General features: G+C 39.6%; 18 protein-coding genes and 11 tRNA genes. 17 read left to right on the forward strand and 12 right to left on the reverse strand.

Annotation, left to right across the window (positions count from 1 at the left end):
* Positions 1–25 precede the first annotated feature (25 nt).
* Together ISS83_01545 and recG are read left to right on the forward strand one after the other, a co-directional pair.
* Positions 26–98, forward strand: a tRNA-Arg gene (locus tag ISS83_01545).
* Between the two features lies 1 nt (position 99).
* Positions 100–2205 carry an ATP-dependent DNA helicase RecG gene (recG, locus tag ISS83_01550; protein MBL7142336.1) on the forward strand — a complete coding sequence of 702 codons (2106 nt, stop codon included), beginning with the start codon at positions 100–102 and terminating at the stop codon, positions 2203–2205.
* Between the two features lie 89 nt (positions 2206–2294).
* Here the strand turns inward: recG and ISS83_01555 are convergent, their stop codons facing one another.
* On the reverse strand, positions 2295–3821 hold the full coding sequence (locus ISS83_01555) for a glycosyltransferase family 2 protein (GenBank protein MBL7142337.1): 1527 nt from the start codon (positions 3819–3821) through the stop codon (positions 2295–2297).
* 1 nt (position 3822) lies between these two features.
* Positions 3823–3897, reverse strand: a tRNA-Glu gene (locus ISS83_01560).
* A gap of 29 nt (positions 3898–3926) precedes the next feature.
* Between ISS83_01560 and tsaD the strand changes: the two genes are divergently transcribed.
* From tsaD to ISS83_01580, 4 genes are read left to right on the forward strand one after another with little or no spacing between them, the layout of a single operon-like run.
* The gene (tsaD, locus tag ISS83_01565) at positions 3927–5090 is read left to right on the forward strand and encodes a tRNA (adenosine(37)-N6)-threonylcarbamoyltransferase complex transferase subunit TsaD (protein ID MBL7142338.1); all 1164 of its coding nucleotides are present in this window, start codon (positions 3927–3929) and stop codon (positions 5088–5090) included.
* On the forward strand, positions 5090–7180 hold the full coding sequence (locus ISS83_01570; protein MBL7142339.1) for a class I tRNA ligase family protein: 2091 nt from the start codon (positions 5090–5092) through the stop codon (positions 7178–7180). Before tsaD ends, ISS83_01570 begins: the two co-directional genes overlap by 1 nt.
* Positions 7180–7890 (forward strand): PrsW family intramembrane metalloprotease, encoded by a 711-nt coding sequence (locus ISS83_01575; GenBank protein MBL7142340.1) that lies wholly within the window; start codon positions 7180–7182, stop codon positions 7888–7890. The genes ISS83_01570 and ISS83_01575 overlap by 1 nt, the downstream gene beginning before the upstream one ends.
* Before the next feature lie 18 nt (positions 7891–7908).
* Positions 7909–8547: an Hsp20/alpha crystallin family protein gene (locus ISS83_01580; GenBank protein ID MBL7142341.1), complete on the forward strand. Its 639-nt coding sequence runs from the start codon at positions 7909–7911 to the stop codon at positions 8545–8547.
* A gap of 47 nt (positions 8548–8594) precedes the next feature.
* On the opposite strand, the gene ISS83_01585 is transcribed toward ISS83_01580, so the two are convergent.
* The 7 genes from ISS83_01585 to ISS83_01615 form a co-directional block, all read right to left on the reverse strand.
* A tRNA-Leu gene (locus ISS83_01585) sits at positions 8595–8679 on the reverse strand.
* Between the two features lie 93 nt (positions 8680–8772).
* A complete protein-coding gene (locus ISS83_01590; protein ID MBL7142342.1) occupies positions 8773–9102 on the reverse strand; it encodes a hypothetical protein in 330 nt (109 codons plus the stop codon).
* 49 nt (positions 9103–9151) lie between these two features.
* Positions 9152–9499, reverse strand: coding sequence for a TrbC/VirB2 family protein (locus tag ISS83_01595; GenBank protein ID MBL7142343.1), 348 nt, complete (start codon positions 9497–9499; stop codon positions 9152–9154).
* 4 nt (positions 9500–9503) lie between these two features.
* Positions 9504–10019 (reverse strand): methyltransferase domain-containing protein, encoded by a 516-nt coding sequence (locus ISS83_01600; protein ID MBL7142344.1) that lies wholly within the window; start codon positions 10017–10019, stop codon positions 9504–9506.
* Between the two features lie 2 nt (positions 10020–10021).
* On the reverse strand, positions 10022–12430 hold the full coding sequence (gene gyrA, locus ISS83_01605; protein ID MBL7142345.1) for a DNA gyrase subunit A: 2409 nt from the start codon (positions 12428–12430) through the stop codon (positions 10022–10024).
* Between the two features lie 222 nt (positions 12431–12652).
* Positions 12653–12853: a hypothetical protein gene (locus tag ISS83_01610; protein MBL7142346.1), complete on the reverse strand. Its 201-nt coding sequence runs from the start codon at positions 12851–12853 to the stop codon at positions 12653–12655.
* Between the two features lie 9 nt (positions 12854–12862).
* Positions 12863–13516 carry an MBL fold metallo-hydrolase gene (locus ISS83_01615; GenBank protein MBL7142347.1) on the reverse strand — a complete coding sequence of 218 codons (654 nt, stop codon included), beginning with the start codon at positions 13514–13516 and terminating at the stop codon, positions 12863–12865.
* 263 nt (positions 13517–13779) lie between these two features.
* On the opposite strand from ISS83_01615, the gene ISS83_01620 reads away from it, so the two are divergent.
* The 11 genes from ISS83_01620 to ISS83_01670 all read left to right on the forward strand — a co-directional run bounded on the left by ISS83_01620 (position 13780) and on the right by ISS83_01670 (position 19101).
* Positions 13780–14832, forward strand: a complete 1053-nt coding sequence (locus tag ISS83_01620; GenBank protein MBL7142348.1) for a S1 RNA-binding domain-containing protein — start codon at positions 13780–13782, stop codon at positions 14830–14832.
* Between the two features lie 80 nt (positions 14833–14912).
* Positions 14913–16799, forward strand: coding sequence for an ATP-dependent zinc metalloprotease FtsH (ftsH, locus tag ISS83_01625; GenBank protein ID MBL7142349.1), 1887 nt, complete (start codon positions 14913–14915; stop codon positions 16797–16799).
* 3 nt (positions 16800–16802) lie between these two features.
* Positions 16803–16878, forward strand: a tRNA-Ile gene (locus ISS83_01630).
* Between the two features lies 1 nt (position 16879).
* Positions 16880–16953: transfer RNA gene (locus ISS83_01635), tRNA-Val, on the forward strand.
* 1 nt (position 16954) lies between these two features.
* Positions 16955–17569 carry an RluA family pseudouridine synthase gene (locus ISS83_01640; GenBank protein MBL7142350.1) on the forward strand — a complete coding sequence of 205 codons (615 nt, stop codon included), beginning with the start codon at positions 16955–16957 and terminating at the stop codon, positions 17567–17569.
* Positions 17570–17630: 61 nt separating this feature from the next.
* The gene (rplS, locus tag ISS83_01645) at positions 17631–18020 is read left to right on the forward strand and encodes a 50S ribosomal protein L19 (protein MBL7142351.1); all 390 of its coding nucleotides are present in this window, start codon (positions 17631–17633) and stop codon (positions 18018–18020) included.
* A 23-nt stretch (positions 18021–18043) separates the two neighbouring features.
* Positions 18044–18127: transfer RNA gene (locus ISS83_01650), tRNA-Leu, on the forward strand.
* Between the two features lie 11 nt (positions 18128–18138).
* Positions 18139–18211, forward strand: a tRNA-Val gene (locus ISS83_01655).
* A 41-nt stretch (positions 18212–18252) separates the two neighbouring features.
* Positions 18253–18324: transfer RNA gene (locus ISS83_01660), tRNA-Phe, on the forward strand.
* Positions 18325–18330: 6 nt separating this feature from the next.
* Positions 18331–18402: transfer RNA gene (locus ISS83_01665), tRNA-Gly, on the forward strand.
* Between the two features lie 165 nt (positions 18403–18567).
* A complete protein-coding gene (locus ISS83_01670; GenBank protein ID MBL7142352.1) occupies positions 18568–19101 on the forward strand; it encodes a 3D domain-containing protein in 534 nt (177 codons plus the stop codon).
* A 45-nt stretch (positions 19102–19146) separates the two neighbouring features.
* Here the strand turns inward: ISS83_01670 and ISS83_01675 are convergent.
* The 3 genes from ISS83_01675 to rbfA all read right to left on the reverse strand — a co-directional run bounded on the left by ISS83_01675 (position 19147) and on the right by rbfA (position 19671).
* Positions 19147–19229: transfer RNA gene (locus ISS83_01675), tRNA-Leu, on the reverse strand.
* Positions 19230–19237: 8 nt separating this feature from the next.
* Positions 19238–19310: transfer RNA gene (locus tag ISS83_01680), tRNA-Cys, on the reverse strand.
* 16 nt (positions 19311–19326) lie between these two features.
* Positions 19327–19671, reverse strand: a complete 345-nt coding sequence (gene rbfA, locus ISS83_01685) for a 30S ribosome-binding factor RbfA (protein MBL7142353.1) — start codon at positions 19669–19671, stop codon at positions 19327–19329.
* Positions 19672–19673: the final 2 nt, after the last annotated feature.

Consider the following 19673-nt stretch of genomic DNA (forward strand, 5'->3'; position numbering starts at 1 on the left):
TAAAATTATGATAATTTTGAGATACGCCCCCATAGTTTAATGGATAAAATGCAAGGTCGCGAACCTTGTGACTGTAGGTTCGAATCCTACTGGGGGCACATGCAATTATCTACTCCCATTGAAGAAATTCCTCGGGTCGGACCGCAAATCCAAAAGAAACTAAGGAGGCTCGGCATTAAAACCGTAAAAGACCTTATTTTTCATTTTCCTCACCGCTATGAGGATTTTTCAAATATTATCCCTATTTCTGAAATACAACAAAACCAAACAGTTTCTACAAAAGGGAAAATTCTGGACATTAAAAACATCAGGACTTTCAGAAAAAGAATGACTTTAACCCAGGCCTTAATCGGCGATGAAACAGGACAGATTCAGGTTATGTGGTTTAACCAGCCCTATTTGATAAACACTTTCAAAAAGGGTGATTTTTTATTTCTCTCTGGAAAAACAAATAAAAAAGGAAGTAAGACATATTTGTCGTCTCCAGCTTACGAAAGAATATCAGATATCAACCTTAACCATTCTGATTTAACCCACACAGGCAGACTGGTGCCTGTTTATCCCGGGACCGAAGGATTGTCTTCGAGATGGCTGAGATTCCTGATCAAGCCTATTTTAATGAGAATGAGGAATGAGATTAAAGACGCTCTGCCAAAAGAATTAAAAACAAAATACAAACTGCTTGATTTTAAAACAGCTATCTGGCAAATTCATTTCCCGGATTCGTTAAAAGAAGCAGAAACAGCTAAAAAGAGATTTGTTTTTGAAGAATTGATTATCCTTTCTCTTTTCATTCTGAATGAAAGATTGAAAATGAGACAGGAAAAAGCTTTTGCCATACCAATAGACCTTAAACTGGTCCAAGAATTCGCAAAAAACTTGCCTTTCCAATTGACTGACGACCAGAGAAAGGCCAGCTGGCAGATTTTAAAAGACCTGGAAAAGCCAAGGCCGATGAACCGTCTTTTGGAAGGAGATGTCGGCTCTGGCAAAACAGTAGTCTCAGCTATGGCTGCCCTTAATACAGCCAAAGCTGGCTTCCAGACAGTTTTTATGGCGCCGACAGAAATCCTGGTAAAACAGCACTATCATACTTTCAATATTGCTCTTAAAAAATACCGATTGAAAATAGGACTGATAACCGGAAAGGAAAATAGATTACAAAATAAAAAAGTAAAGAGAAAAGACATTCTTGAAAAAGCAAGCAAAGGGAAAATTGACATTTTAATAGGCACTCACGCTTTAATCCAAAAAGAAGTGAAATTCGGAAAATTAGCTTTGGTCATTATTGACGAGCAGCACCGATTCGGTATAGACCAAAGAGCAAAGCTTTGCCAAAATCAGCAAACTAAAACAATTCCCCATTTATTATCAATGACCGCTACTCCCATTCCGAGAACTCTCACTTTAACCATTTACGGAGACCTGGATCTTTCTTTGATCAAAGAACTGCCGAAAGGAAGAAAGAAAATTATCACCGAAATAGTTCCGCCTTTAGCCAGAAAAAAAGCTTACGATTTCATCAGAGAACAGATTAAAAAAGGAAGGCAGGTGTTCGTCATCTGTCCGAGGATAGAGCCGACAAAAAGCGAAAATGGAAAAGCGACAAACTGGGACGAAGTCAAAGCGGTCAAAGAAGAATATGAAAAGCTAAAAAAAGAAATCTTTCCTGAATTCAAAATAGCTATGCTCCACGGCAAGATGAAGAACGAAGAAAAAGAAAGAATAATGAAAAAGTTTAAAAACGGCAAAACAGACATTCTTGTTTCTACCTCTGTCATTGAGGTTGGTATTGATATCCCCAATGCAAGCGTCATGGCTATTGAAGGCGCTGATAAGTTTGGTTTGGCCCAGCTCCATCAATTCAGAGGAAGGGTTGGCAGAGGCAAAGAACAATCCTTCTGCCTTTTTTTAACCGACTTCCAATCTCAAACCGTAAACAGAAGATTAAAAGCATTAATAAAATGCGAAAACGGGTTTGATTTGGCAGAAAAGGACTTGGTTATCAGAGGGCCTGGAGACTTGTCTGGACAAAGGCAGTGGGGAGTGCCTGATATGACCATGGCTGCTTTAAAAAACATTGAAATGGTTGAGGAAGCGAGGAACGAAGCAAAGGCAATTCTGCAAAATGATCCTGAAATGAAAAAAAATCCGCTCTTGCGGACAAAACTCGAGGAATTCCAAAGAAGAATTCATTTGGAATAAACCCCGTACCACTTTGCAATAATCTTATACCCAAAAACCAAAATTATGGCTGATGAGTTTTGAATTATGACAAAGTGGTGCGGGGTAAATCATTTTCTTATTTTTTCCGTTACCCAGAAACCCAGATATTTCCTGAAAGCTAATCTTGTTTGCGATTCCAAAGCAGGAAAAGCGCCAAAAACTATCAGGGTAACGGGCATTAAAAGCCACTGGAAAAACATTGAAACATTTTTCCATCTGCTCAATCCTTTCGGCCTGGGCGGCAGCAAAAGCAAGCTGGTAATGGCTGAAATAACTATACCAACCATGGCAGCTGTCATAATAAAACTGGTTAATTTGGGCAAGTTGTATGACAAAAGACTGGTTTTAAAGTGCTCTCCGCCGATCATCAAAGGCAGCCAGCCCAAAAGAAAAATAATCAGAGTAGCTACTGCCCAAGACCAGAATCCGTCCAGGATAACGAAAGCATGGCGGATTTTTTCTTTTGATGGGATTTTTTTGTTTTTCAGAAAGTTAAAAAAGATATATGGGATGTTTTCGCAGCCCCAGGCCCATCTCCTCTGCTGCTTGTACTGGTTTACAGCTGTCTTTTTTAAATTTTCTGCCAAAACAGCGTCCATAGAAACAGGATAATATAAAGGAACGACTTTGTAGTCTCCATTGTAAAAAAGATAGGCCTTCCAAAAAATGCGCGAATCATCGGAAGTCATATTATATGGATAGCCGACTTCCTCTAAAACCCTGAATGGTATTGAATGGGAAGAATAAGTTACCAGCTGCTCCGGCCTTTGCTGCTGCATCATCTGCCAGAAAGTTCCGGAGGTGGCAATGACCCTGGAAAAAGCAGGCGCCTGCCAGATATTGTTGTTGTAAACGGGAATCGGCTGGAAACTGCTTCTTAAAGGATTATCCGTTGTCAAATAATGCCAGGTTAAAACTGCGAAATACTGAGGATAGGGCCTTGTGTCTACGTCAAAATTGGAAACAATAATATTGTCTTGAGAAAAAGATGCTTTATCAATGATTGATTCTTTTACCTTTTTAATGGCCCAAGCAACATTGGAACCTTTGCCCGCGATCTCGCCTTTTATGTCTTTGGGATGAAAAGTTACTAAAAACTTGAAAAACTTTTCGCCAAACTCTTTTTCAATCTGTTCGGCTGTTTTTCTAGCTGTTTCTCCTCCTCTTTCTTCAACCGCCAAAACAACAATCATTTTGTCTTTTGGATAATTTGAATCAAGCAAAGCCTCAAAAGAAGGCTTAATAACCCCATAACTCTCTTTATATGTCGGCAAGATAATAAGATGGTAAATATCCTGCCATTTATCAATCTTTTCCACTTTTTCCAACCAGTTAATTGAAAGATTTTTTCTCATCAGCTTATAGCTGGCTGACTGGTGAAAAGCAAGATATAAAACCCTTAACAGCCAGAAGCAGTCAAAAACAATGATAAAAACAGCTACCACAGCCGGGTTCAGCCAGGAAAAAACAAAAGCTAAAAAAAGAGTCCCCCAAGAAAGCAAGGCGGGCAAAAATTCAAAACATCTATAAATTAATCTCTCTTTAGGATTTTCCAAATCTAAGGACGATGAGAGATTCAAATAGTTATTTTTCATGCGGCCCCAACCGGATTTGAACCGGTGTTTTCTGGATGAAAACCAGATGTCCTAGACCAGGCTAGACGATGGGGCCATAATTTCCCTTCTATCTTAGATTAATTTATGATATTTGTAAAGATATATATGCTGATATTAGCCATAGAAACATCCTGCGACGACACTTGCGCAGCTGTTATTAAAATCAAAAAAAACAGAAAGTTTGAAATCCTCTCCAACGTGATTTCTTCCCAGGTAAAACTCCACTCAAAATACGGAGGGGTTTTCCCTTCTCTGGCGAAAAGGGAACACCAAAAAAACCTGCCCATCGTCGTTAGAAAAGCTTTGAAAGAAGCTAAAAATCCGAAAATCAATCTGATTGCTGTTACCTCCGGCCCGGGCCTTGAACCATGCTTATGGACAGGCATAAACTTTAGCAAAGAATTGGCTAGAAAAATGAAATTGCCGATAGTCCCGGTAAATCATATTGAAGCGCACATCTTAGCTAACGTTATTGATAAAAAACCAGTTTTCCCAGCTGTCTGTTTGATTGTTTCCGGAGGCCACACCCAGATTATCTTAATGGAGAAAATCGGAGAATATAAAATACTAGGAGAGACCAGGGATGATGCAGCTGGCGAATGCTTTGACAAAACAGCCAGAATTCTGGGGTTAGGGTATCCCGGAGGCCCGATTGTAGCAAAAAAAGCAGCTGAATTAAAAAGCAAAAAATTGAAAATTAATTTACCCCGACCGATGATCCATCAAAAAAACTATGACTTCAGCTTTTCCGGGTTGAAAACCGCTGTTTTATACGAATTTAAAAAACGCCCTCTAAAAATTAGAAAATCCAAACAATACGTTCAAGAAATGTGCGCTGAAATCCAGCAGGCAATCATTGACGTTTTAATCCGCAAAACGATAATTGCAGCAAGGGACTACAGGGTAAAATCAATCATTTTAAGCGGAGGGGTAGCAGCTAACGAAGAATTAAGAAAGCAGTTCCAATCAGCAACCAGCAACCAATGTTCTAAAATTACTCTTTCTCTGCCGCCAAAAAACTTATGCACCGACAATGCAGCAATGGTGGCTGTCGCCGGCTATTTGAACACCGAGCTTCCGAAGGAAGCGAAGGTAAGAAAGAAAATGAAATTTTCTTTCGACTGGCAAAAGGGGCGAAGAGGACTTCGCCCTCTTCTTCCACCTCGCTTCCACAAATGGAAGCTCGGTAAAAAACACTGGAAAGAAATTAAAGCTAATGCTAACCTAAAAATAGGTGAAAAATTATGATTTCGGAACTTTCCAAAACTTACGAACCCGAAAAAGTAGAAAAGAAAATCTATCAACTCTGGTTAAAGACCGGTTTTTTTAATCCTGACAAGCTGCCAGGCAAAAGAAAAAAACCCTTTACCATAATTATGCCCCCGCCCAACGCCAACGGCTCTCTGCATATTGGCCACGCTGTTTTTGTCACTTTACAGGATATCATGATCAGATATAAAAGAATGCTGGGCGAAAAAACGCTCTGGCTGCCGGGCGCTGACCATGCTGGTTTTGAAACTCAAGTGGTTTTTGATAAAAAACTGGAAAAAGAAGGACGCTCAAGATTCCAAATCCCAAAAGAAAAACTGTATCAGGAAATCCTTAAATTTACTTTAAACAACAAGAAAATAATGGAAAAACAACTGATGGAGCTTGGCGCTTCCTGCGACTGGTCAAGGGAAAAATTCACTTTGGATAAAAATATCGTTAAGCTCGTTTACCAAGTTTTCAAAAAGCTGGAAAAAGACAATTTATTGTATAAAGGCAAAAGAATAGTTAATTGGTGCACAAAACACCAGACTTCTCTTTCTGATTTGGAAACTAAATACGAAGAAAGAAAGGACCCCCTTTATTTCATTAAATACGGACCATTGGAATTAGCGACAGTCAGACTGGAAACCAAATTCGGAGACACAGCAGTAGCTGTCAACCCAAAAGACAAAAGGTATTTGAAATACATTGGTAAAGAGCTTGAAATAGACACCCTTTTAGGGAAAAGAAAGATAAAAGTTATTGCTGATTTAGCTGTTGATCCTGAATTCGGCACAGGAGTGATAAAAGTCACTCCAGCCCACGACCCGGATGATTTTGAAATCTGGCAAAGACACAAAAAAGAAATACCTCCTCCGATTGAAGTGATAGACAAATTCGGCAAACTGAATGAAAATACCGGTCCATATAAAGGACTAAAAGTATTGGAAGCTAGAAAAATCATTGCCAAAGACATGGAAGAAAAAGGGCTTCTTGATCCTGCAAAAACTGACCACAGTTACCTACACAATGTGGCTACCTGCTACAAATGCGGTTCAACTATTGAGCCGGTTATTCTGGACAACCAATGGTTTGTTAAAATGACAGCCAAGCCGAAAATCGGAAAACTGTCTTTGAGAGATTCTGCTGTCAAAGCAGTAAAGCAAAAACAGATTAAATTCATTCCCCAGCGCTTTGAAAAGCTCTTTTTCCATTGGATGAAAAATCTCAGGGACTGGAACATTTCCCGGCAAATCGTTTGGGGCATTAAGATTCCGGAGAAAGATTCCAAAGATGTTTTTGACACTTGGTTTTCTTCTGCTCTTTGGCCTTTTGCCACTTTATCAACGAGCAAAGCAGGAGATCTAAAGAAGTTTTACCCGACAGACGTTATGGAAACGGGCTGGGATATTCTATTTTTTTGGGTAGCCAGAATGATTATGATGGGGCTGTATGTTTCTGGAAAAATACCTTTTAAATATGTCTATCTTCACGGATTGGTACGCGATAAAGACCGACAGAAAATGTCAAAATCAAAAGGCAATGTCATTGATCCATTGGGAGTAATAGATATTTACGGAGCTGACTCTTTGAGAATGGCCCTGGTCATTGGCAATTCACCTGGCAACGACCCAATTATCTATGAAGAAAAAATACGAGGATACCGGAACTTTACCAACAAGATTTGGAATGCTTCCCGCTTTGTTTTGATGAATCTGAATGGCTTTAATCCGAAAATAAAGCCAAAATTAAGCGCGAATGATAAGAAAACACTAAAAAATCTTAATAATTTTTCGAAACAAATCAATAAACTAATGGACTCTTTCAAATTCTATAAAGCATCTGAAAATCTCTATCATTATTTCTGGCATAATTTCTGTGATAAAATTATTGAAGAGCATAAATCCAGACTGCAGGGTTCCGATAAAGATAAAAAACAAGCCAGCCAGTATCTACTTTTAGAAATCCTGAATACTAATTTAAAAATGCTCCATCCTTTTTTACCTTTCATTACCGAAGAAATTTATCAAACTCTTCCTATTAAAAATAAGAAAAAATGTTTGATGGTTGAAGATTGGCCAAAATAATGTCTTACCCTCTTTACATATTTTTCGGAACCCTGCCCAGCTTCATTTGGCTTTTGTTTTATTTGAGAACAGACACCCATCCAGAATCCAACAAAATGATCTTAAAAATATTCGCTTTCGGCATGCTGATAGCCATACCAGCCATTCTTTTGGAAACTGGCCTTATAGATATTTTAGATAACTTATCCTTGCCAACAGTCTTATCGCTGCTCTTAAGAGTATTTATTGCTGTGGCTTTTATAGAAGAGATTTTGAAGTATTCTGTAGTCAAAGCAAAAGTATTGGATAGTCCTGAATTTGACGAGCCGATAGACGTGATTCTCTATATGATTATTGCTGCTTTGGGATTTGCCGCAGTAGAAAATATTCTAATCTTGTTTTCTCTGGGCCCGGTATTCTTTTTGGAAGACGTATTCCTTATCAGCGTTTTAAGATTCTGGGGCGCGACTTTCTTGCACGCTTTGTGTTCTGGGGTCTTGGGGTTTTTCATAGCCCTGTCCATTTTCGAAATAAAAAAAGGGATGGTATTTTTTGCTACCGGCCTGGGGATAGTTTTCCTCTTGCACGGATTATATAATTTTTCTATTATGAATACTGAAGGAATACTTTCCTGGTTGATACCGACCAGCATATTAGCCTTTTTGGCAGTTTTCCTTTTTTCAGGATTCAGAAAATTGAAAAAATTAAAAAGCGTCTGTAAAATAGGTTAAATAACTAATCACTAAACTATGGCATCATTTTTCGACAAACTAAAAAAAGGCATGGGCATTGATGAACCGATTTCAGAGCCCGAAGAAGAAAAAGAAGAAGAAAAAGAGGAAGAAGAAGTTAAGAAAAAACCAGCTAAAAAACCGAGGAAAGCTAAGAAACCGAAAAAAGAAGCAAAAACTCCGGAGATAAAAATAGAGGAAATAGAAATTCAGGAGGAAGAAAAAGAAGAACCGGAAGAGAAAGAGGAGTTAGAAGAGAAAAAGAAAGAAGAACCAGAAAAACCAAAAGAAGAAAAAAGGAAGAAATGGCCTTCCTTCGGCGGAATGGAAGAAGGAGAATTGGCAATTGACGTTTACCAAACGGATAAAGACCTGATTATCCAATCAGCCATAGCCGGAGTTGACCTTGAGGATTTGGACATCTCAATAGAAAGGGACATTATCACCATCAGGGGAGGAAGAGAAAAACCATTTGAAGAAAACGGAGATTATTTCATACAAGAATGCTTCTGGGGGCCTTTTTCAAAAGAAATCATCCTGCCAGCTGAAGCTGACCCTGGCAGAGCAGCAGCTGAAATGAAAAACGGCGTCTTAACCATCAGGATTCCCAAGATTATAAGGGAAACCAAGAAAAAGATAGTCATTAAAAAACACTAAAGATTCTTGATTTGATAACAAAGCCCGGCCTAAAAAGGTCGGGTTTTTGGTGCCCAGGGAGAGATTCGAACTCTCAAGAGTTTCCTCACTGGATCCTAAATCCAGCGCGTCTGCCAGTTTCGCCACCTGGGCGCATTATGCATTTTATTCTTTTTCGAAAACAAAATCAATCCCGCGCCATATTATGGTGCGGGATTAATGTAATATCAAATAATTTAAATATTCTTAAGCTCCCAAAAGATTCCTTACCAATGCAATCGCTCCCCTGGCCAACAAAGCAACAGCCACTCCAGCCAAACAGTACATTAACATTGTTCTGGCTTTCTCTAGTTTGATCGTATCTCCGCTAGCCGTAATGAAATTCATACCAGCAACAACTAAAAAGATGAAAGCGATCACTAGTAAAATGGTGAAAATCAAGTCGCCGATTCTGTTTAAAATAACGACTAGCTCGTCAACGCTGCCACCAATGACCGGTGCCGTTTCTTGAGCAAAAACAAAGAAAGGTAAAACCAACAAACTGATTGAAAGAAATGATATTAAGTATTTTTTCATTTTTTTTCTCTAAAATTGGCTTTCGACCTTTTTAAGTTTCCAAAAGCGATTATTCTACTACTCCTAATACTGACTTTAGCACTTCCACTAATCCTTTGGCAAGCAGAATAATGGCAAAACCAATGGCTGTGTATAAAAATAAATTCCTTGCCTTTTCAACTTTATAAACGTCTCCACCAGAAAAAACCATCAAAAAACCGCCAATAATAATAAGAATGGCAGCTATGGGTATGCTTACTGTAAAAAGGAAATTAATTATGGCGTCTATCAAATCTTTAATGTCTCCATATCTTAAAGGATTACTTAATTCAATAGCATCTTGAGCCAAAACAACATCTTTAGCAAAAAAAACTAAAAGCAGCATGAAGATTATAAATATGAAGTATTTCTTTTTCATGGTTTTATTTTACCAGAATTAAACCGAAATGATAAGGACCAGCGGCAAATTCCTTTTCTGCCTTTAAACCTAAGCTACTAGCGATTTCTTTCACTTTGGCAGGAGAAATTATCTTATCTTTTGGCACTAAAGCAGTATCTTTGGCCCAGTCAACCACCAGTATCCTGCCGCCTTTTTTTAAAACTCTTTTTCCTTCTTCCAATACCTTTTTTTTGTCTTCGCACTGGAAAAGAAGATTGGTCATTAAAACCAAATCACATCCGTAATCCCAAACTTTGCTCCCAGTCTCAATGTCTGCCAGAATGGTTTTAATATTGGATATCTTTGCCAGCTTTGCTTTAGCTTCCAAGGAAGAAAGCGGTTCTTCTAAAATATCTACTGCAAAAACCTTTCCATACTCCAATTTCCTAGCTAAAGGAATAGCCCAGCCGCCGGAGCCCGAACCGAAATCAGCAGCCACCATATCTTCTTCCAGTTTTAATTTTTGCAGGATTTTTTCAGGATCTAAAAACTCTTTCATAATTATGTGCAGGTTACTGAGGCAACTTTGTCACCTTGTTCCAGCCTTATTAATCTTACTCCCTGGGCTGAACGGGAGAGCTTTGGAATTTGGGAAATATTAGTCCTGATAACCTGTCCTTTTTGCGAAATGACGATCAAATCCTCTTCTTCCGGACCGATAACTCTGGAAGCGATAATATTGCCTGTTTTCGGATTTACGTTTCCGGTTTTGATTCCAGACCCGCCCCTGCCCTGAGTTTTGTATTCTTTAACGTCGGTTCTTTTGCCAAATCCGTTTTCCGAAATAATCAGCAAATAGTTCTGCGTTTTTTCTTTCTGCTCCTGGGAAGCGATTACGTCTACAGCCACTACTTCGTCTCCCTTTCTAAGCCTTATCCCTTTGATGCCGGAGGCAGTCCTGCCCATTGCTCTGATCTCCTTTTCTTGGAAACAAATGGACTGGCCTTTTTTGGTAACGAGCAGTATCTTGTCCTGGCCGGTGGTCTTCTGGACGTTCTTGAGCTCGTCTCCCTTTTTCAAAGAAATGGCGATCAATCCTGACTTCCTGATATTTTCAAAGTCCTCCAAAGGAGTTTTCTTGATTATACCATTCTTGGTAGCCATTATTAAATATTTTATGCCCTGTTCCTGGTCCAATTTACTGATCGTTCTAAGGCATAATATCTTGTCCTGGGGAGTGATTTCAAGAAAATTCAAAAGGCCCCTGCCCCTGGCCACTCTCTGGCCTTCCGGTATTTCGTAAACCTGGGTGCAGAAAACTTTCCCAGAATCAGTGAAAAAGAGCAGAGAATCGTGGGTTTGGGCTGCCAAGAAATGTTCTACTACGTCGTCCTGAAGAGTTTTCATGCCCATAATTCCCTTGCCGCCCCTTTTCTGGATTTTGTAGGTTCTCGGATTGATTCTTTTAATGTATCCTCCCTGGGTCAGGGTGATTATCGTTTCTTCCTGAGGAATTAAATCTTCCTCGGCAATTTCTCCTATTTTCTGGCTGTGCACCTTTGTCCTTCTTTCGTCCCCGAAATTATCCTTGACCTCTTTTATTTCTTTCTTAACAACTGATTTTATCTTTTGGGGACTCTTTAGGATTTCAATAAGCTCTTTGATTTTGAGTTTTAATTCTTTTAATTCGTCCTCAATCTTCTTTCTCTCCAGTTTGGCTAAAGCAGAAAGCTTAGTTTCCAAAATAGCGTTTGCCTGGATCTTTGTCAGTTTAAATCTTTTTATTAAATTCTTTTCTGCATCTTCCCTGTTGGCAGAATTCTTAATGGTCTTAATCACCTCATCAATATTGGCCAGGCACTTGTGCAAGCCTTCTAAAATATGGGCTCTTTCTTTAGCTTTTTCCAGGTCATGCTTTATCCTTCTGGTGATTACCTGAATGCGATGGCTGATGAAATAACTGAGCATCTCAGCCAAACTCAAAACTCTCGGCTGGATTTCATCTACCAAAGCCAGCATGTTCAAGTGAAACGTTTTTTGGAGGTCAGTGAATTTGTAAAGCCTGTTAAGAACCTTCTGGGGATAAGCGTCTCGCGAAAGCTCAATAACAATCCTCATTCCTTCTTTATCAGATTCGTCCCTGATGTCTTTTATGCCTTCTATCTTCTTTTCCTGAACCAAGGCAGCAAATTGTTCAATTAGAGTTGATTTTTGCACCTGGTAGGGAATTTCTGTAATGATGATGCGCTGCCTGCCTGTTTTTTCCTGTTCCATTACCTCTGCTTTTCCCCTGGCAACAATTGGCCCCTTGCCCTGGGAATAAGCCTCAATTATCCCTTTCTGGTCAAAAATTATACCGCCTGTCGGGAAATCAGGTCCCTGGATAAACTTAAAGAGTTCCTCAGTATCTGCTTTCGGTTTTTCAATCAAATAAATCAAAGCATCGCAAACTTCTGATAAGTTATGGGTGAGGATATTGGTTGCCATACCAACAGCAATACCCAAAGAACCGTTCAATAGAAGCTGGGGAACGGGCGAAGGCAAAACAGTCGGCTCTTTTCTCGTTCCGTCAAAGTTTTCAACGAAATTAACCGTATCTTTCTCAATGTCTTTTAGCATTTCCTCACCAATTTTTGACAGACGGCATTCAGTGTACCGCATGGCAGCCGGCGGATCGTTGTCAATGGAACCGAAATTGCCCTGGCCGTTAATCAAGGGATATCTCAAAGAAAAATCCTGAGCCATTCTTGCTAAAGCATCATAAAGAGCCATATCTCCATGAGGATGATAGCGTCCCAAGCAGCTTCCGACAACCGTAGCTGATTTCCTAAACTTGGCATTGTGTCTCAGTCCTTCTTCCAGGGTCGTATACAGAATGCGCCGATGAACAGGTTTTAAGCCATCTCTGACATCAGGCAAAGCCCTAGAAACAATAACTGACATGGCATAGTTAATATAAGACTCCCTCATCTCTTCAGTTATTTCCCGAGGCTTGATAAGGCCGATTTTGCTGTTTTCAGTTTTTAAATTATTGTTCTTCTTCACCCCGTTAGAAGTCTGTCTTTATATGATTAAAACAATCAATTTAAACAGACCTTTGTTTATTGATTATATTCCCGTTGATATCTCGCAGAAAAAATGTATTTAAATTTTTTCTGCCAAAGACTTCTAACGGGGTTCATAATTAATGTCCTACATATTGAAGTCCGGCATTTCCAAATTGGGCAGGTTCAATTCCTCTTTTATATCTTCTGCCTTGAAATTTCCTAACTTATTCTGGACTTTTTTTGACCAGAAAAACAAGAGCGCCAAGCCAAGAACAATCACTGTTGCCCAGAGAATAATCTTTTTCTTGGATTCTGGCAGTTTTTGGATTTTTTCAATAATGTCCACGGATTGATATTAAGGGCTGAGGACGACTATTTTCGCCTCTTCAGAAACAATGTCTTTCTTTTTAATGGATAACTTCGGCAAAGAATCTATCTTTTTGATTCCCATGGTTTTCAAGAATTTGTCTAAACCATCAAGCTTCATTTTCAATTTGGGCAGCTGATAATGCATCGGGATTATGATATTAGGCTCGATCTGCGACATTATTTTCATCGCCTCTTTAGCTGAAATAGTGAATACGCCACCGACGGGAACCATTAAAATATCAACTTCTCCTATCTTTTCCACCTGCTCTGGAGTCAATTCTTTCTGACCCAGATCCCCAAGATGACAAATCCTCAATTCTTCTGCCTCTATGATATAAATAGTGTTATTTCCTCTTTCTTTCCCCAAAGACGAATCGTGAAAAGAAGGGATCCCGCGGACAAAGACTTCTTTTATTTCGTATTCTCCGGGACCGGCAACAACAAAAGGGTTTCCTAAAACTGCTTTAACGTTGTTGTGGTCTGAATGCTGATGGGAAACCAATAAAATATCAGCTTCGGCTTTTGGAATTCTTAAGCCAGTATCTTCTGAAAAAGGATCGATAACAATATTGACGTGATTGTTTTTTGCCTGGCTTGAAGATATTTGAAAGCAAGATTGTCCGTGCCAAAAAATGTTCATAGAGCGAGATTTTAATTTATTAGTTCGATGAGATAAATCTCATCTCTCGTCTCAATTTATATTTATCAATCGAACGTCGAAATGAAATAAATATTTCATTGAGCAATCGAAACTGGAGATGAAATTGTAATTTCATCAACATATTTAATTTTATCACAGCTATTGTAAAAACTCAACATTTATTGTAAGCTGGAAGATATAAATTCGATACTCAATGAAGCTAAAGCTTCATTTCAATCTTCGATTTTACAAGTAAAATCTCGATGAAAGATTTATTGGAACAAAACAATTCAGTAAAACCAGCTCAGATCGGCAAGATCGTGGAAGGGAAAATCGTCGGCAAAGCAAGGTCTGCTGTTTTTTTGGATTTGGGACCGATGGGAACCGGAGTCATCTACGGCAGAGAGTTCCAGGAGGCCAGAGACGAGATAAGAAACCTGAAAATGGGAGATTCTCTTTTTGTAAAAATTATAGAATTGGAAAACGACGAAGGCTATATCGAGCTTTCCTTGAACCAGGCCTCTGACAAGATAACTTGGGAAAAACTGAAGGAACAAAAAGACGAAGATAAAAAATTTAACGTTAAGATAATCGGAGCGAACAAAGGCGGGCTTTTAGCTGAAGTTTTCGGCGTACCTGCTTTTTTGCCCGTTTCCCAGTTATTGCCCGAACACTATCCCAGAGTGGAAAAAGGAGATTCTGCTAAAATTGTCATGGAGCTTCAGAAATTCGTTGACCAGGAGCTGGAGGTGAAGATTTTTGATTTGGACGCGAGGCAGGAAAAATTGATTTTGTCGGAAAAGGCGAAAGAAGACGAAAAGATAAAAGAAATCTTAAAAAGCTACAATGTTGAAGACGTGGTTGATGGCGAAATCACCGGCATTACTGATTTTGGCGCATTCATGAAATTCGGCGAGGAGGGCCTTGAAGGATTAATACATATATCCGAGCTTGACTGGCAGCTTATTCAAAACCCGGCTGATGTCGTAAAAGTGGGCCAGAAAATCAAAGCAAAAATCATTTCCATTGCAGAAAACAAAGTTTCCTTGTCATTAAAAGCTTTGAAAGAGGATCCTTGGCAGGACTTTGAAAAAGAAAACAAAAAAGGAGACACTATTGAAGGACAGGTAACTAAGTTTAATCCTTACGGCGCTTTTGTCCAGATCAATACTAAAATACAGGGACTTTGCCATATTTCCGAATTCGGCACTAAGACAAAAATGGAAGAAACTTTGAAAATAGGAGAGAAATATAAATTTCAAATTCTATCAATCGATTCAAAAGAACACAGAATGAGCCTGAAAGTGGTTGATTAATAAATTAAGGCGGAAAGCGGCAAAAAGGGCCGTTTTTGTTTTCCTTGATTCTCCGATGTTTTCCTGTTATTCTTAAAGATATGAAAAGCCTGATTAAAAATTTCGCAATTATCCTGCTTATTTTTCTGGTACTTTCCAGTATTTTTACTTTTTTCTCAAGCCCTTTTGAAGAAAAAACAGAATTGTCTTTAAGCCAGGTTGTCGGAGGAATAAACGAAGGGAATATAAAGAATATCGTTGTTTCCGGCAATGACCTTGAAATTACCTACCAAGACGATGGCAAGGCCTTTTCCACTAAAGAAGCGGAAGCTGCCCTTTCCCAGTCTTTGATAAACTACGGAGTAAATGAAGAAAAGTTAAGGTCAGTAAATGTTGAAACAAAAGAAAAAAGCGACATTTGGAACTGGCTAATGCCCCTACTATTAATATTGCCGCTTTTGGTTTTCGGCATCTTTTTCTGGATGATGTTCCGACAGGCCAAAGGAGGAGCGATGCAGGCTTTTGACTTTACGAAAGCAAGAGCCAGGCTGTTCGGAGCAGAAGGCCATCCGAAAGAAAAAATCACCTTTAAAGACGTAGCCGGCTTGAAAGAAGCGAAGGAAGAGTTGCTGGAAATAGTTGACTTTTTGAAGAATCCGAAAAAATTCCTGCAAATGGGAGCGAGAATTCCAAGGGGAGTATTGTTAATGGGAAGCCCTGGCACAGGCAAAACGCTTTTGGCAAGAGCCGTGGCAGGAGAGGCCCATGTTCCCTTTTTCCATATTTCGGGCTCTGAGTTCGTTGAAATGTTCGTTGGCGTAGGCGCAAGCCGCGTCAGAGATCTTTTTACTACCGCTAAAAAATCAGCTCCAGCCATAATCTTTATTGACGAACTTGACGCAATCGGCAGACACAGGGGAGCAGGTTTGGGAGGAGGACACGATGAAAGAGAACAAACTTTAAATCAGATTTTGGTTGAAATGGACGGTTTTGAAAGAGATACGAAATTAATTGTCTGTGCTGCAACCAACAGACCGGACGTTCTTGACCCGGCCCTTTTAAGGCCTGGCAGATTTGACAGAAGAGTTGTATTGGATTTGCCGGACATTAACGATAGAGAAGAAGTTTTAAAAATCCACTGCCAGGGCAAGCCTTTGAATCTAGATATAAATTTAAGAGAAGTAGCTGAAAGAACTCCTGGATTTTCCGGAGCAGATTTGGCCAATGTAGTTAATGAAGCAGCTATTTTGGCTGCCAGAAAGAACAAACAGCAGATTTTCCAGCAGGAGCTTCTAGAGTCAATCGAAAAGGTTTTATTGGGACCGGAAAGAAAAAGCCATGTTCTTTCGAAAAAAGAAAAAGAGATTGCCGCTTTTCACGAAGCTGGCCATGCTTTAGTGTCTGATTCTCTAGTAGGAACAGAACCTGTCAGAAAAATATCAATAGTTGCCAGAGGAATGGCAGCTGGCTATACGATTAAAACGCCGATGGAAGAAAGAAGTATTAAAACAAAATCAGAGTTTCTTGCGGAAATGGCAACTCTTTTGGCAGGCCATTGCGCAGAAAAACTGAAGTTCAAAGAGATAACCACCGGAGCAACCAATGATCTGGAAAGGGCTTCACAACTAGCCAGAAAACTGGTAAAAGAATACGGCATGTCTTCTTTGGGTCCGATTTTCTTCGGCGAAAAGGAAGAATTAGTCTTTTTGGGAAAAGAAATTTCAGAACAAAGAAATTATTCAGAAGAAATAGCCGGGCAAATAGACAAAGAAGTAGAAAGATTCATTAGAAACGCAGAAGACCAAGCAAGCAAGATTTTAACTAAAAAGAAAGTTCTTCTCGAAAAAATCGCTAAAACCCTAATTGAAAAGGAAACGATTGAAAGAGAAGAGTTTGAGGCGCTTTTAGGTAAAAAGAAAACTAAAAAGGAAAAAACAGTATTCCAAAGAAAAGAAGAGACAACGAAATTAAAAATAAAATCATTATAGAATGCGCACGTAGCTCAGTGGTTAGAGCATCAAACTTATAATTTGAGGGTCGCAGGTTCGATCCCTGCCGTGCGCACCAAGGGCGCGTAGCTCAGCTGGTTAGAGCGTCTCACTGACATTGAGGAGGTCACAGGTTCAAGTCCTGTCGCGCCCACATGAGAACTATTTACGAAGACCAAGAGTTACTGGTGATTGATAAGCCCGCTGGGATAAACTCAGACGACTTTCAAAAAAGAGTCCACCGATTAGATAAAGACACTTCAGGAGTGCTTTTAATCGCAAAAAATGACGATATTTTGAAATTCCTCCAAAAGCAGTTCAAAGAAAGGAATGTTGTTAAAAAATACCTTACCTTAGTTGTCGGTAAATTGGAAAATACAGAAGGAGAGATAGAAACCTTGATAGGACGCTCGCCAGCAGACAGAAAAAAGCAGAAAATATACCTAATCGGAGAGCCTAATTCTGAAGGTAAAAGAACAGCTGTCACCAAGTACAAAGTATTGCAAAGATTCAAAGATTATGATTTCATTGAAGTTGAGCCGAAAACCGGCAGAAAACACCAGATCAGAACTCATTTTGTTTATCTTAACCACCCAATTGCCGGAGACAAAATGTACGGATTCAAAGGCCAGCTTTTGCCGAAAGGCTTAAAAAGGCACTTCCTACACGCATCTTATCTGAAGATAAAATTGCCAAACGGTCGAGAAATAGAATTCAAATCAGAATTACCCGATGATTTAAAAACAATATTAAATAAATTAAAACGATGAAATTTCTGCGAAATCTCATCTAAGAAGCTTCGTAAATTTCTAACGAAATTCACTCACTAAAATGAGCACAAAATTAGAAACATTCAACAAAAATCAATTAAAAAAAGACTTGCCCGATATCAGATCAGGGGATACGATTAAGGTTCACCAAAAAATCAAAGAAACGGCAAAAAGGGGCAAATCTGCCAAGCAAGAAACTAAGGAAAGAATTCAGGTGTTTGAAGGCCAAGTCATAGCCAGAAAGCACGGCAAAGGCGTAAACTCAACCATTACTGTCAGGAAAGTGATTTCCGGAGTTGGCGTAGAAAAAATCTTCCCGATCCATTCTCCGATAATTGATAAAATTGAGCTTATTAAACGCGGTAAAGCAAAAAGATCAAAGCTTTACTATTTGAGAGAAGCTAAGGGCAGAAAGGCAAAATTAAAGAGAGAAGAAGTGGTTATAAAATAGGAATAGGTTTAAATAATCTAAATGAGCGAGTGCTGAAACTGGTAGACAGCTTGGACTGAGGCTCCAAGGGGAGTATTCCCGTGGGGGTTCAAGTCCCCCCTCGCTCACTAAAGAAGAAGGACGGCTAGCTCAATGGTTAGAGCATCGCGTTTACATCGCGGGGGTTATAGGTTCGAGTCCTATGCCGTCCATTAGTTTGGCGGATTAAGGGTTTTTATTGAAATAAAGCTATGCCGGGGTAGCTCAGTGGTAGAGCACATCTCTGAAAAAGATGGGGTCGTGGGTTCAATTCCCTCTCCCGGCACAAAATGCGGGTGTCGTATAGCGGCTATTATGCAACCTTGCCAAGGTTGAGAAGAGGGTTCAACTCCCTTCACCCGCTTGAATCGCAATGAAAGCGGAGAAGAGAACAAAGTTCTCTTCGACTGCTCGATAGGCGATGAAATAAATTTCATCTTCACCTTCGCTCCGCTATGCGGGGCTCGGTCCTTGACAAAAGCCATGGATGAGCTATAATGACAGAATCCCGTTAAAACGGGGTTTAAAAATGGATATATACTCTAAAGTCCCCGATTTATCGGGGGTTAAGGCGAAAATCATAGTTTTTTTCTTTGCCGGATTGGGGATTCTAATTCTCGGGATGCCGTCTCTAGGACCGCCTATTCAAAACAGCGAGACAGAGTTGCTTTTGAACGCAGACGCATCAATACAAGAAAGATTGGCACTTTTTAGCCAAAATACCTTAATTCCTGTTGTCAGTCCGTCTACCGAAGAAGCTAAAGAGATCAAAAAGGTACCGGTAATTATTACAGCCTATTCCAGCACGTCCTGGGAAACAGACAGCACGCCTTTTGTTACTGCTGCCGGAACCTGGGTCAGAGACGGAGTCATTGCTAATAATTACTTTTCTTTTGGAACACAGTTGAAAATACCAGAACTTTTTGGAGAAAAAGTATTCGTAGTTGAGGACAGAATGAACTGGAGAAAAGACAATTATCATATTGATATCTGGTTCCCTTCTTACTGGGAAGCAAAAGAATTCGGAGTGAAAAGAACATATATTGAGATTACGGAAGGATAAACCTAAAAATTAACCCCCCGCCGATAGTGGCGGGGGATTTTTTTATGCCCGGGGTGGGATTCGAACCCACATGGCCTTGCGACCGCAACATTTTAAGTGTTGTGCGTAAACCGTTCCGCCACCCGGGCAAAACTTGAGGCGGCGGTGGGAATTGCACCCACGTATAGCGGTTTTGCAGACCGCTGCGTTAGCTATTTCGCCACGCCGCCAATAAGCTAATTTTAGTTATTTTTTATCTTTTTTCAACCCTACCAAAATCTCTTCAATTTTTCCTGCTTCCAAAGTTTCTTTTTCTTCGACAAAGCAAATCTTGGGGATAGGCCTCATTCTCAGCCTTTTATTCAGCAATTGCTGAAGGTGCCAAACTTTATTTCTTAACATGATAAATGCTTTTTCTTGTCTCGCTTCCGGTATGACACTAAGATATATTCTGCTTTCGCTTAAGTTGGGAACTGTTTCAACCCTCGTTAAAGTTACTAAAACGCCTGGTGAAAAATCAATTTCCCTAAGAATGATCTGGGATAATTCCTTTTTAATTAACTGATTTACTTTTGCAATGCGGTTTGGCATTA

This window comes from Candidatus Paceibacterota bacterium (assembly GCA_016782605.1).
GTDB lineage: Bacteria > Patescibacteriota > Minisyncoccia > Minisyncoccales > RBG-13-42-11 > BS750m-G71.

What these genes read in the sequence shown, in the direction of transcription:
- gyrA (MBL7142345.1), bottom strand. Translation starts at nt 12,430, where the DNA reads ATGAGGGAGTCTTATATTAACTATGCCATGTCAGTTATTGTTTCTAGG.
- ISS83_01600 (MBL7142344.1), bottom strand. Translation starts at nt 10,019, where the DNA reads ATGAAAGAGTTTTTAGATCCTGAAAAAATCCTGCAAAAATTAAAACTG.
- ISS83_01595 (MBL7142343.1), bottom strand. Translation starts at nt 9,499, where the DNA reads ATGAAAAAGAAATACTTCATATTTATAATCTTCATGCTGCTTTTAGTT.
- ISS83_01580 (MBL7142341.1), top strand. Translation starts at nt 7,909, where the DNA reads ATGGCATCATTTTTCGACAAACTAAAAAAAGGCATGGGCATTGATGAA.
- ISS83_01590 (MBL7142342.1), bottom strand. Translation starts at nt 9,102, where the DNA reads ATGAAAAAATACTTAATATCATTTCTTTCAATCAGTTTGTTGGTTTTA.
- rplS (MBL7142351.1), top strand. Translation starts at nt 17,631, where the DNA reads ATGAGCACAAAATTAGAAACATTCAACAAAAATCAATTAAAAAAAGAC.
- ISS83_01670 (MBL7142352.1), top strand. Translation starts at nt 18,568, where the DNA reads ATGGATATATACTCTAAAGTCCCCGATTTATCGGGGGTTAAGGCGAAA.
- ISS83_01620 (MBL7142348.1), top strand. Translation starts at nt 13,780, where the DNA reads ATGAAAGATTTATTGGAACAAAACAATTCAGTAAAACCAGCTCAGATC.
- recG (MBL7142336.1), top strand. Translation starts at nt 100, where the DNA reads ATGCAATTATCTACTCCCATTGAAGAAATTCCTCGGGTCGGACCGCAA.
- ISS83_01615 (MBL7142347.1), bottom strand. Translation starts at nt 13,516, where the DNA reads ATGAACATTTTTTGGCACGGACAATCTTGCTTTCAAATATCTTCAAGC.
- ISS83_01640 (MBL7142350.1), top strand. Translation starts at nt 16,955, where the DNA reads ATGAGAACTATTTACGAAGACCAAGAGTTACTGGTGATTGATAAGCCC.
- rbfA (MBL7142353.1), bottom strand. Translation starts at nt 19,671, where the DNA reads ATGCCAAACCGCATTGCAAAAGTAAATCAGTTAATTAAAAAGGAATTA.
- ftsH (MBL7142349.1), top strand. Translation starts at nt 14,913, where the DNA reads ATGAAAAGCCTGATTAAAAATTTCGCAATTATCCTGCTTATTTTTCTG.
- ISS83_01575 (MBL7142340.1), top strand. Translation starts at nt 7,180, where the DNA reads ATGTCTTACCCTCTTTACATATTTTTCGGAACCCTGCCCAGCTTCATT.
- ISS83_01555 (MBL7142337.1), bottom strand. Translation starts at nt 3,821, where the DNA reads ATGAAAAATAACTATTTGAATCTCTCATCGTCCTTAGATTTGGAAAAT.
- tsaD (MBL7142338.1), top strand. Translation starts at nt 3,927, where the DNA reads ATGATATTTGTAAAGATATATATGCTGATATTAGCCATAGAAACATCC.